This window comes from Anabaena sp. FACHB-595 (assembly GCF_048568275.1).
In the GTDB taxonomy this organism is placed as follows: Bacteria; Cyanobacteriota; Cyanobacteriia; order Cyanobacteriales; family Nostocaceae; genus Trichormus.
Map to the genome: position 1 here is coordinate 2732796 of NZ_CP183473.1, position 11996 is coordinate 2744791.

Genomic DNA, 11996 nt, shown 5'->3' on the forward strand with positions numbered 1-11996 from the left:
TGAAACTTTGACAACCAAAGCAAAGCACTGGCTCCTCAAGACAGTTCTGGAGATTCACCCTTGAAGACGCTTATTCATCCAACTGCTGTAATTCATCCAAATTCGGAACTGCACCCAACGGTGCAAGTCGGTGCTTATGCTGTGATTGGAGCGCACGTCAAAGTCGGCCCGGAAACAATTATTGGCGCTCATGCTGTGATAGAAGGGCCTTGTGAGATTGGGGCGCGAAATCAGATTTTTACAGGTGCAGCTATCGGCATGGAACCGCAGGATCTCAAGTTTGTGGGAGAACCAACCTGGGTCAAAATTGGCGACAATAACTTGATTCGGGAGTATGTCACCATTAACCGGGCAACTGGAGCAGGAGAAGCCACAATTATTGGCAATAATAATTTGTTAATGGCTTACACTCACGTAGCTCATAATTGTGTAGTTGAAGACTCCGTAGTCATAGCCAACTCTGTCGCTTTGGCTGGTCATGTCCACATCGAATCACGCGCTAGGTTAAGCGGTGTTTTAGGTGTTCATCAATTCGTACGTATTGGTAGACAGGCAATGGTAGGTGGAATGGCACGAATTGACCGTGATGTACCGCCATATATGTTGGTAGAAGGTAATCCAGGCAGGATTAGAACCCTCAATTTGGTGGGACTCAAGCGCTCTGGTATGGAAGCCAGCGACCTGCAACTGCTCAAAAAAGCTTTTCGTATCCTTTACCGTTCTAACTTGCTCTTTAAAGAAGCATTAGAAGAGTTGGAAACCTTAGGTGATACAGAACACTTACAACACCTGCGCCGCTTCCTATTGCTATCACAAATGCCAGGAAGACGGGGCTTAATTCCCGGCAGAGGAAAATCGGGTGGGAGTGATGAATCATAGGCAGGAGGTAGGAAGCAGAGGAGCCGGGTGGCAGGGGGCAGGGGGCAGGGGAGCAGGGGAGCAGAGGAGAGAAGTTACTCAACGATTTTCCCCTTCCCCAGTCCCCAATCCCCAATCCCTAATCCCCAATCCCTAATCCCCAATCCCTAATCCCCAATCCCTAATCCCTAATATTAAAATGCGGATATTTATTAGCACTGGCGAAGTTTCTGGCGATTTGCAAGGGGCGCTGTTGATTGCGGCGCTGCAACGTCAGGCTGTGGCTCTGGGGGTGGAGTTAGAGATTGTGGCTCTGGGTGGCGACAAAATGGCGGCTGCTGGGGCAACTATTTTGGGCAATACCAGTGGTATTGGTTCAATGGGGATTTTTGAATCTCTGCCCTATGTTGTGCCTACTTTGATAGTACAACGACGAGCGATCGCCTATTTAAAACAAAACCCCCCAGATTTAGTAGTGCTGATTGATTACATGGGGCCAAATCTTGGCGTTGGGACTTATATGCAGAAGCATTTACCCCATGTGCCTGTAGCCTATTACATCGCGCCCCAAGAGTGGGTTTGGTCGATGAGTTTGCGGAATACATCCCGAATAGTTGGTTTTACAGATAAATTATTGGCAATTTTTCCAGAAGAAGCACGTTATTTTAGTCACAACGGTGCTGATGTTACCTGGGTAGGACATCCTTTAATTGACCGAATGCAGGAGGTTCTTAGCAGAGAAGAAGCTCGCGCAAAGTTAGGAATTACACCAGAACAAAAAGCGATCGCTCTTTTGCCCGCTTCCCGTAAGCAAGAGTTAAAATATTTACTACCACCAATTTTCCAAGCTGCCCAAAATATTCAAGCTAAATTACCAGAGGCGCATTTTTGGATTCCCCTGTCGTTGGAAGTTTACAGACAACCAATCGAAGCAGCCATCAAAAGTTACGGTTTACAAGCAACAATTGTATCTGGTCAACAAAAAGAAGTATTTGCGGCGGCTGATATCGCCATTACCAAATCTGGCACAGTTAATTTAGAACTTGCCCTGTTGAACATACCGCAAGTTGTAGTTTATCGCTTACATCCTGTCACCGTTTGGATTGCGCGGAAAATCCTTAAAGGTTCTATCCCTTTTGCCTCGCCACCTAATTTAGTGGTAATGAAACCAATTGTGCCAGAGTTGTTACAAGAACAAGCAACCCCAGAGAATATTACGCAAGCATCGATGGAATTATTGCTCAATTACGAGCGCCGTAAGCAAACCTTGGCAGACTATCAAGAAATGCGCCAATGTTTGGGAGAATTAGGAGTATGCGATCGCGCAGCTCAAGAAATTTTGCAAATGCTTTAGAGCGTGCTGGCTCAAGTCGCTTCTCTACAAGATGTTGCGCGTTAATAGCGCAGGCGTAACGCTCCAAATTCAAAATTCAAAAAAGGTCAATGGTTTGTATAACCTGTTTCACTATTTTTGGGTGCAATTATTGGTAATATTGGTGGCAAGTATTATGTCTTAGCTCTCCATTCTGGCTCAAACCGAGTGAATGGATTGTTACTCAACCGTGCAGTAGAAATGTCTCGTTTGGATGAGTGGTTACAAAAAAACTAGAAAGTTAGTCTGGTATTCATACTGGATTTTTGAAATGTCAACTAGATACAGCCCATTACAAATTGCCATAACTAGGTAGACTCAACTTAAATCCAGGCAATATATTTTCACCCGATAATTCTGTGGGTAGATTCTGCACTTCTACATCTTGGCTTTGACGATATATTTCTACTTGCTGCTGTTGGGGGTTAATTAACCATCCTAACTGCACACCTGCATCTATATATTCCCGCATTTTCTGACGTAGCTTTTCCAAGTCGTCTGTTGCCGACCTTAACTCAATGACAAAATCTGGTGCAATGGGGGGAAATTTACGTCTTTGTTCGGGAGTCAGGCTTTCCCAGCGTTCCCGACGAATCCACGAAGCATCGGGAGAACGGTCTGCGCCATTGGGTAATTTAAATATGGTAGAAGAACTGAACGTATAACCGAGTCCCGTTTGACGATTCCAAATACCCAAATCAATAATTAAATCTGCTTCTCGATTACCACTTTCACCGCCAACGGGAGGCATAATAATCAATTCTCTAGTGGCAGTACGTTCAAACTTCCATTCACTGTTATTTTGACATAGTTGATAGAACTGTTCGTCTGTGAGGTGAACGGTGTCTAGGTTTAATGTCAAAGGACTGATAACCATAAAGATAATTAAGATAGCGATCGCAGTAATATAGCTGTTGATGGTTGACGGTTGACGGTTGACAGACTTTAAAGCTTTTTATTGTCAGAGCTTTATTTTAGCTTGATGTCCTAATCCATCTGGCTACGGCTCTACTATTCTAATTCTTCTTGAATCACCAAAACAGTCCTGAAATCTTGAGTCGAAAGCACTGAGTCACAACAATTACAGATAAACCATGATGATTTACATATTCATCTTGTTATAGAATATACTAATTTTAATTTTCCTAAGAATAGTTTAATTAATCGCTGATTCAACAATCTGTATTACGGTTTATCTTTCAGCGTTTGCATCATCAATGAGTTCCAGCACCCAGGAATTAAAACGCAACTCTAAGCGACGACGACCCATCGCTGTAGATTTGTTTGCAGGTGCAGGAGGAATGAGTCTTGGTTTTGAACAGGCTGGTTTTGATGTGTTGGCGGCGGTGGAAATTGACCCCATTCACTGTGCAGTACATGAGTATAACTTTCCTTTTTGCTCAGTTTTGTGCAAAAGTGTAGAAGAGACGACAGGCAAAGAGATACGCGATCGCTCCAAAATCAATAACCAAGAAATAGATGTAATTATTTGCGGTAGTCCCTGTCAAGGTTTTTCCCTGATGGGTAAGCGGGTTTTTGATGACCCCCGTAACTCCTTAGTATTTCACTTTCATCGGTTAGTACTGGAGTTACAACCGAAATTTTTTGTCATGGAAAATGTGCGGGGGATAACTTTTGGTGAACACAAACAAATCCTCCAAGCCTTGATTTATGAGTTTAAAAGCCACGGTTATCAGGTGGAAGAGAATTATCAAGTTCTCAATGCAGCTCATTATGGAGTACCGCAGGCGCGGGAAAGATTATTTCTTATTGGTGCAAGGGAAGATGTAAAGTTACCCAAATACCCCAAACCAATTACCAAACCAGCAAAATCAAATAACTCGAAAGCCAGGAATTTATCTCGTCTGCCACTTTGTCCAAATGTTTGGGAAGCTATTGGCGATTTACCAGAGGTAGAACAATACCCGGAGTTGTTAACAAGAGATTGGATAATTGCAGAGTATGGTAAGCCTAGTAATTACGCTGCCGTACTTCGCGGTATTAGTACTTTAGCAGATGATTATTCATGCGATCGCCTATTTGATTCGCGTCTTCTCTCTTCTAGTCTCAGAACCAAGCATTCACAAGCAACCATCGAACGCTTTGCGGCTACAGTCCCAGGGGAAAGAGAACCAATCAGTCGATTCCATAAACTGCATCCATCCGGTGTCTGCAATACCTTAAGGGCGGGAACCGATAAGTTTAAAGGTTCTTTCACCTCCCCTAGACCAATTCATCCATTGACACCCCGATGTATTACAGTCCGAGAAGCAGCAAGACTACATTCCTACCCAGACTGGTTTAGATTTCATATCACCAAATGGCATGGTTTTCGCCAGGTTGGTAACTCTGTACCGCCATTACTAGCAAAAGCAGTCGCCAGGGAGATTATTCGCAGATTGAATATATCACCTGTGAAACCCAATATTTGCTACCCATTGGGACAAGAAAAGCTACTGCAATTCAACATTTCTCAAGCGGCGCAGTATTATTCTGATTTGAAGGGGGTGTAGGGGTGTGGGGGTGTAGGGGAAAGATATCTTTCTTTCATCTATGACTGTGAAACCTGTTTTATCGGGTCTGACTTCTTTAACACTAACTCCAACTACGGAAAAATGTACTATCTTCCCAAATACTAGCAGTACGTTGAGCGATCGCTGTCAATTCTGTTTCTGCCAAAGGTTGAAAGTTACGCGCCACTTGCACATTACTTGCTAATTGTTCTACACTTTCCGCCGCAACCACGCAACTATGAACCCCTGGCTGAGACAAACTATATCCCATTGCCTGTTCCATCCCTGCCAATCCACCAGGCTTAAATAATCGCCCATAAGCCGGGACTTTCATTGCTACCACACCCACATTTTTGGCTTGCGCTACTGGTAAAACTACAGGGATAAATGGACGGGGGTGGTGTCTATCGGCGGCGTTAACTGGTATGAGTGTCGTATGGAAGGGATAGCGACGTAACCCTTCGGTAATTACTTCTGGGTCACGATGTCCGGTAATACCTGCGAAACGAACTAATTTTTGGCTAACGGCTTCTTCTAAAGCTTTAATGGCACCAGAGGGACTAAATATAGTGTCGAGTTCTGCGGCAAAAGAAACGTGATGTAACTGCCACAAATCGAGATAATCTGTATTTAGGCGTTTGAGCGATCGCTCTAATTCTCGCCATGCACCATCCCGATCTCTATATGCAGTCTTACTAGCTAAAAATATCTTCCCACGATGGGGTGGTAAAATTTTACCAAAATAATCTTCACTCGGCCCATAACTTGCAGCCGTATCAAAATAGCGAATACCCAGTTCTAAAGCTTTGTAAATAATTGCTTCAGCTTCAGACTGTTTGCCTTCCCAAGATAGTGGGGTTTGTCCCGCACCTCCCAACCCAAAAATAGGTAATTTCACATCTGTGCGTCCTAAGATGCGTTCTGGCATCATTGCTGGTGGTGCAGCAGTAGGAGTGGAATTTTGTTGTAAAACATTCGTCATTACAACACTCCCGGTAACAGCAGCACTGGTCATGAGAAAGTTACGCCGTGTCTGTTTCGCTGTCATATTTGGGCAAAATCCCTAGTCTATTTGTATGGTAACGAAAAAACGCAACAAAGAATACTAACTATCCTCAGTTACCTGTATCGACGCATCAACTTAATTTTGTCCAACCACTTATGATTTTTCCTCCTGATGGTCACCAAATAAACAGTAATATATATTACATTTGCAGCATGAGCAAAATTTTAGTATTAGATTTATTTAATACCAATGTTTGAAAAATAGCCGAGATTTAAAAATAGACTCTAAAAACCAAAAATGCTTAACTATTAAGTGTTTTTCATTAGTAAAACCCATCTATATTGCTCATAAATGTCTTCCCTAAATCGAAAATCATTTAAGTAATTTCACTGTCATAAAAAAAGGAGTTAAGGCAATGTATGGTTTAGTGAACAAAGCCATTCAAGACATGATTAGCAAGCATCACGGCGAAGATACATGGGAAGCCATCAAGCAAAAAGCCGGACTGGAAGATATTGATTTTTTCGTAGGGATGGAAGCTTATAGTGATGATGTTACTTATCATTTGGTTGGTGCCGCTAGTGAAGTATTGGGTAAGCCTGCCGAGGAACTGCTGATAGCCTTTGGGGAATACTGGGTGACATATACATCCGAAGAAGGCTATGGAGAACTTTTAGCTAGTGCGGGAGACTCTTTACCAGAGTTTATGGAAAACCTTGATAACCTTCATGCCAGAGTAGGCTTAAGTTTTCCTCAGCTTCGTCCCCCCGCTTTTGAGTGTCAACACACCAGTAGCAAGTCGATGGAACTCCACTACCAATCAACTCGCTGTGGTTTAGCTCCAATGGTGCTTGGTTTACTCCACGGATTAGGGAAACGCTTTCAGACAAAAGTTGAAGTTACTCAAACCGCTTTTCGTGAGACTGGTGAGGATCACGATATCTTCTCTATTAAATACGAAGACTCGAATTTATATGACGACTGATAGGGATAGTAGCTCCAAAAAATTTGGTCTTTCTCCCGAACAATTTGCTGCTTTGTTCCCCTTCCATCTGGTTATAGATCGAGAATTAAAGATTGTTCAGGCGGGTGAGGTAATTCAGCGTATTTTGGAGCCTATGGTGCTTCTTGATAGTTATTTGGGAGAGCATTTTCAAATCAGTCGCCCCAAATGCCTAACTAGCTTTGAAGGGATTTGCCAACAAACGCGATCGCTTTTCATTCTACAAGCCCACTATCAGGAAATACAGCTAAAGGGACAAATGTTAAATTTAGAGTCCCGCGATCATCTGCTATTTCTTGGTTCTCCTTGGATTACTGATATCGCTGATTTAAAAAATCTGGGATTGAAGATCAATGATTTCCCTCTACATGACTCTGTTTCCGATTATTTGTTTCTGTTACAGGCTAAAAATTCTGCCCTTGCTGATGCTCAAAAACTGACTACAAAACTCAAAGACCAAAAGACTGAATTACAAACAACAGCCTTACGACTGAGGACACTAATTGAGAGTTTACAGTCTGGCATTCTCCTGGAAGATGCAAACCAGCATATTATTCTAGTAAATCAAGAATTTTGTGATTACTTTCGCATTCCTCTACCTCCACAAGCTTTGCAAGGTATGGATTGTCAGCAAGCTTTGGAAGCGAGTAAACATCTATTCACTGAACCAGAGAGATTTATTTGCACCACAGATGAGATCATCCGTCAAGGCAAAATGTTTCTCCATCAAGAATGGGAACTTCAAGATGGACGCACCTTAGAGCAAAACTATATACCGATTGTGGTTGATCATAAACTTTATGGTCATCTGTGGAAATATCGTGACATTACCCAATACAAAAAATCAGAAGTTGCTTTGAGGTTAAGTGAGGAACGATTAAAGCTGGCTGTAGATGCTGTAGAAGAAGGTCTATGGGACTGGAATCTAGTCACGGGAGAAGTTTATCGTAGCGCACGTTGGTTTACCATGTTGGGTTACACCCCTATGGAAATTGGCAACGATATTAAATTCAGAGATAAGTTGATCCATCCAGATGATATCCCCTTGATGCAGCAAAGGCTGATATCCCACCTCAAAGGTGATACTCCTTTCTATGAAGTAGAAATACGTTTACTCGCTAAATCTGGAGAATGGAGGTGGATTCTCGACCGGGGTAAATTAGTGAGTCGGGATTCTCAGGGTAGAGCTATCAGAATGGTGGGAACTCATTTAGATATTACCCAACGGAAACAGGCAGAACAAGACCTACAGCAGCAATATCAACACACTTTACTGCTGAAACAAATCACAGAAGAAATCCGCCAGTCCTTACAATGGGAAAAAATTCTCAAGACAACAGTTACAGAAGTTCAGCGAATTTTACAAGTTGATCGCGCCCTGATTTTCCAAATCAATTCTGATGGTTCTGGCAAAGTGGTTCAAGAGGCGGTAATGCCTGGATGGTCAGTCACTTTAGACCAAGATATTTATGATCCCTGCCTCAAAGATGGATACCTTAATATGTATCGGGATGGACGCATTACTGCCATTGCTGATGTGTATCAAGGGGGTTTGAAACCTTGCTATGTAGAATTCTTGCAACAGTTCCAGGTCAAAGCTAATTTGGTTGTACCAATTCGAGTGCGACGAAATTTGTGGGGGTTATTAATTGTCCATCAGTGCGATCGCCCCAGGCAATGGACGGAATTAGAATTGGATCTCCTCAAACATCTGGCAGATCAAATGGGTATTGCCCTCACCCAATCCCAATTATTGGCTCAGGAAACTAGGCAAGCCCAATTATTAGCGCTGCAAAATGAAGAACTGAACGTTGCTAAACAAGTAGCAGAGAAGGCAAATATGGCTAAGAGTAATTTCCTGGCCACCATGAGCCATGAAATTCGTACTCCGATGAATGCCATCATTGGTATGAGTGGACTGCTCCTAGATACTACCCTCAAACCTGAGCAATTCGACTATGTAGAAACTATTCGCAACAGCAGTCACACATTATTAACAATCATTAATGACATCCTCGACTTTTCTAAAATTGAGTCTGGCAAATTAGAACTAGAAGAACAACCTTTTGATTTACGCCTTTGTGTGGAAGAAGCCTTAGATTTACTGGCTCCTCAAGCAGCCTCAAAAGGCATCGAACTCATGTACCAACTAGAACCAGACACACCCACTTTAGTTGTGGGTGACATTACTCGTATCAGGCAAATTCTGTGGAATTTGGTCAGTAATGCGGTCAAGTTTACCAAAATTGGCGAAATATGTATCACTATTGGGGCAAAACAGAAGATTTATAAACAGACAGACCCTACTCGCTACGAATTTCAATTTGCAGTCCAAGATACGGGTATTGGCATAGAACGCGATCGCCTACATCGATTATTCAAACCTTTTAGTCAAGTCGATGCCTCCATGACTAGACGCTATGGTGGTACAGGCCTGGGACTGGCAATCAGTAAGCGCCTGAGTGAAATCATGGGCGGCAAAATGTGGGTAGAAAGTCAATCGCATCAAGGCTCTATTTTCTATTTCACTGCTACCTTACAGGTCAATTCCTCTGCCATCAATAGCGCCGCCAAGGTCGATCCAGAATTGGTTGGCAAACGATTACTGCTAGCAGTCGGTAACGCCAACTTGAGAAAATGCTTAACCCGGCAACTCCAGTCCTTAGGATTAGATGTCCAGGCTGTAGATTCCAACGCGACGGCGCTACATTGTCTATGGCAACATACTTCCCTAGCTCTAGCTGTGTTAGATGTTGATAGCCCACAGATCAACGGCCTCCACCTCAGTACAAAAATCCGTGCTATTCCCCAGCATCAGAATTTACCTCTGGTGATGTTGAGTGCTAAAGGCAAACAAACTTTAGAAGTGAAGCAAGTAGCATCGGAATTTACGGCTTTTCTACATAAACCCCTGCGCCATTACCAGTTACACAATACACTTTTGCAAATTGTACGTGGTAAGTGGTTGAGCAAATCCACCCCTCAAGGCATAATTCCCTCTTACTCCCGCTTACCTAAACCCAATCTCCCAGCTATTGATACCCATCTGGCGGAAAATTTGCCGCTCAAAATTCTTCTAGTTGAAGACGTGTTGGTGAATCAGAAAATTGCGATGAATATGCTGCATCTGTTGGGATATCGTACCGATGTCGCTAACAATGGCTTAGAAGCTCTGGAAGCGCTACAAAGACAACTCTATGATGTTGTGTTTATGGATATTCAGATGCCGGAAATGGATGGCTGGGAAACCACCCACAAAATTCGCCAGGAATTTTCCCCTACTCTTCAACCTTGGATCATTGCCATGACTGCCCACGCCCGCCCAGAAGATCGTCAGCAGTGCTTGGCAGCAGGTATGGATGACTACATAAGTAAGCCGATCAGCCTAGAAGATATCACCACAGCTTTGAAAAAGTTCGGTAGTCAGCGTCAACCAGCATTAGAGTCTCCCGCATCGGTGTCTATATCTGCCCCACCTGCACCTACCCCACAACCCAAAATAGAAGAGGTAATTGACCAACAGACTTTAGAATACCTGCGAAATTTAGGTGGTAGCGACGAAGCAGATGAGGATGGAGGCGGTAGTAGTATCATCACTGAGTTAATCCAACTTTACCTAGAAGATACCCCAGCCAAAATTCAGGCAATTCAAGATGCAGCAACCTTGGAAGACCGTTCACAGTTAGCCAGAATAGCTCACGCTTTGCGATCGCCTAGTGTGAGTATTGGAGCTATTAACCTGGGAAAAATCTGTGAAACCGTGGAGGATGAAGCCAAGGAACAATCAATGGATCAACTTACTGCTTTGGTTAATCAACTCAACAACGAATATCAAAATGTTGTAGCGGCACTTAAAACCCTTATTTTTTAAAATAAATAGCATTTTTCTCTTAGCTCAAATTAAAAAAATATGAAAGAAAATACATTTTCCTCAGTCCCCAATCTGAATTACCCCTCATCCTCAGAATGGTCGCCACCTTACCCAGCCCCCCAGCCTCCATCTCCACCCACTAAAGTCAAAATCTTAGTAATTGATGATGATCGCATCATCCAATTAATTCTCAAACAGGCATTGCAAGAACAAGGCTATGAAGTCATTCTCGCCACCAATGGTTTACAAGGAATCGAGCAAGCCGATAAACACCACCCAGCACTGATAATTTGTGATTGGCAAATGGATGAAATGGATGGTTTAGAAGTGTGCCGCAAAATTAAATCAGAGCCAACCCTATCTACGACTTTTTTTATTCTCTTAACCTCACGGCGAGCTGTAGAAGACCGAGTGGAAGGCTTAGATACGGGGGCAGATGATTTTTTAAGCAAACCAATTGACGTAAATGAACTCAAAGCCCGTGTACGCTCTGGCTTGAGGCTATATCAAACAAATCAAGAACTGCAAAGATTAGCGCAAGATTTACAACTCCAAAAACAGCTTTTAGAAACAGAGTTGAATGAAGCGGCTGATTATGTCAAATCGATTCTTCCCCAACCTTTATCGGGATTAATCAACATCAATTCTCAATTTTTGCCCTCTAGTCAATTAGGTGGTGATTGTTTTGATTACTACTGGCTTGATGATGATCATTTAGTTATCTACCTGCTGGATGTTTCTGGACATGGATTGGCAGCAGCATTACCATCAATTTCCATACATAATCTACTGCGATCGCGTTCTCTTCCTCAAGCTGATCTATACGATCCCGCACAAGTTCTCCGAGACTTAAATCTTTTCTTTCAAATGGATCAGCAAAATTGTCAATACTTTACGATGTGGTACGGAGTTTTTAAGCGGAGTTCTCAGCAGCTCACTTATGCTAGCGCCGGTCATCCTCCAGCTTTACTACTTTCTCCTTCCACTGACTCTCAATTAGATATCCAAAAGTTAGCCACTCGCAGTCTGCCAATTGGAGCATTTACAGAAGCAAAATATTGCAATGCTATCTGTAATATCCAAAGCGGTAGTAAACTCTATGTATTTAGTGATGGAGTTTATGAAGTGGAAAAATCTGATGGTAATATGTGGAATTTTGAAAGCTTCATTAAGGTAATAGCTATGTGCAATCAACCACTCGAAGAAGGGTTAAGTGAGATTTTAGAAGCCATAAAAACTACCACTGGTAGTCAAATATTCAACGATGACTGCTCTTTAATAGAAATAAATTTTGTTCTTAAGTAACTCAAATTTTTGGATGTAATCAAATTAATAATTTAGCTGAAAATCAGCAGATTTATTGTAATTTTCAT

At 42.6% G+C, this 11996-nt stretch carries 9 protein-coding genes; 7 read left to right on the forward strand and 2 right to left on the reverse strand.

Annotation, left to right across the window (positions count from 1 at the left end; all coding sequences use genetic code 11):
• The first annotated feature begins 60 nt into the window (after positions 1-60).
• From lpxA to ACN222_RS11370, 3 genes are all read left to right on the forward strand, one after another.
• Positions 61-879: an acyl-ACP--UDP-N-acetylglucosamine O-acyltransferase gene (gene lpxA / locus ACN222_RS11360; RefSeq protein ID WP_044521310.1), complete on the forward strand. Its 819-nt coding sequence runs from the start codon at positions 61-63 to the stop codon at positions 877-879.
• Positions 880-1057: 178 nt separating this feature from the next.
• Positions 1058-2212 carry a lipid-A-disaccharide synthase gene (gene lpxB / locus ACN222_RS11365; protein ID WP_010996431.1) on the forward strand — a complete coding sequence of 385 codons (1155 nt, stop codon included), beginning with the start codon at positions 1058-1060 and terminating at the stop codon, positions 2210-2212.
• Positions 2213-2329: 117 nt separating this feature from the next.
• On the forward strand, positions 2330-2467 hold the full coding sequence (locus tag ACN222_RS11370; RefSeq protein WP_158629508.1) for a hypothetical protein: 138 nt from the start codon (positions 2330-2332) through the stop codon (positions 2465-2467).
• Between the two features lie 55 nt (positions 2468-2522).
• On the opposite strand, the gene ACN222_RS11375 is transcribed toward ACN222_RS11370, so the two are convergent.
• On the reverse strand, positions 2523-3107 hold the full coding sequence (locus ACN222_RS11375; protein ID WP_010996432.1) for a Uma2 family endonuclease: 585 nt from the start codon (positions 3105-3107) through the stop codon (positions 2523-2525).
• Positions 3108-3447: 340 nt separating this feature from the next.
• On the opposite strand from ACN222_RS11375, the gene ACN222_RS11380 reads away from it, so the two are divergent.
• Positions 3448-4743 carry a DNA cytosine methyltransferase gene (locus ACN222_RS11380; RefSeq protein WP_010996433.1) on the forward strand — a complete coding sequence of 432 codons (1296 nt, stop codon included), beginning with the start codon at positions 3448-3450 and terminating at the stop codon, positions 4741-4743.
• 82 nt (positions 4744-4825) lie between these two features.
• Here the strand turns inward: ACN222_RS11380 and ACN222_RS11385 are convergent, their stop codons facing one another.
• Positions 4826-5791, reverse strand: a complete 966-nt coding sequence (locus tag ACN222_RS11385) for an aldo/keto reductase (protein WP_044521313.1) — start codon at positions 5789-5791, stop codon at positions 4826-4828.
• A 373-nt stretch (positions 5792-6164) separates the two neighbouring features.
• Between ACN222_RS11385 and ACN222_RS11390 the strand changes: the two genes are divergently transcribed.
• The 3 genes from ACN222_RS11390 to ACN222_RS11400 are packed head-to-tail and all read left to right on the forward strand — an operon-like array spanning position 6165 to position 11928.
• Entirely contained in the window at positions 6165-6734 is a 570-nt protein-coding gene (locus ACN222_RS11390; RefSeq protein WP_010996435.1) for a heme NO-binding domain-containing protein, read from the forward strand.
• On the forward strand, positions 6724-10623 hold the full coding sequence (locus ACN222_RS11395) for a response regulator (RefSeq protein ID WP_010996436.1): 3900 nt from the start codon (positions 6724-6726) through the stop codon (positions 10621-10623). Before ACN222_RS11390 ends, ACN222_RS11395 begins: the two co-directional genes overlap by 11 nt.
• Positions 10624-10662: 39 nt before the next feature.
• The gene (locus ACN222_RS11400; protein WP_010996437.1) at positions 10663-11928 is read left to right on the forward strand and encodes a PP2C family protein-serine/threonine phosphatase; all 1266 of its coding nucleotides are present in this window, start codon (positions 10663-10665) and stop codon (positions 11926-11928) included.
• The last annotated feature ends 68 nt before the right edge of the window (positions 11929-11996 follow it).

What these genes read in the sequence shown, in the direction of transcription:
- lpxB (WP_010996431.1), top strand. Translation starts at nt 1,058, where the DNA reads ATGCGGATATTTATTAGCACTGGCGAAGTTTCTGGCGATTTGCAAGGG.
- ACN222_RS11375 (WP_010996432.1), bottom strand. Translation starts at nt 3,107, where the DNA reads ATGGTTATCAGTCCTTTGACATTAAACCTAGACACCGTTCACCTCACA.
- ACN222_RS11380 (WP_010996433.1), top strand. Translation starts at nt 3,448, where the DNA reads ATGAGTTCCAGCACCCAGGAATTAAAACGCAACTCTAAGCGACGACGA.
- ACN222_RS11385 (WP_044521313.1), bottom strand. Translation starts at nt 5,791, where the DNA reads ATGACAGCGAAACAGACACGGCGTAACTTTCTCATGACCAGTGCTGCT.
- ACN222_RS11390 (WP_010996435.1), top strand. Translation starts at nt 6,165, where the DNA reads ATGTATGGTTTAGTGAACAAAGCCATTCAAGACATGATTAGCAAGCAT.
- ACN222_RS11395 (WP_010996436.1), top strand. Translation starts at nt 6,724, where the DNA reads ATGACGACTGATAGGGATAGTAGCTCCAAAAAATTTGGTCTTTCTCCC.
- ACN222_RS11400 (WP_010996437.1), top strand. Translation starts at nt 10,663, where the DNA reads ATGAAAGAAAATACATTTTCCTCAGTCCCCAATCTGAATTACCCCTCA.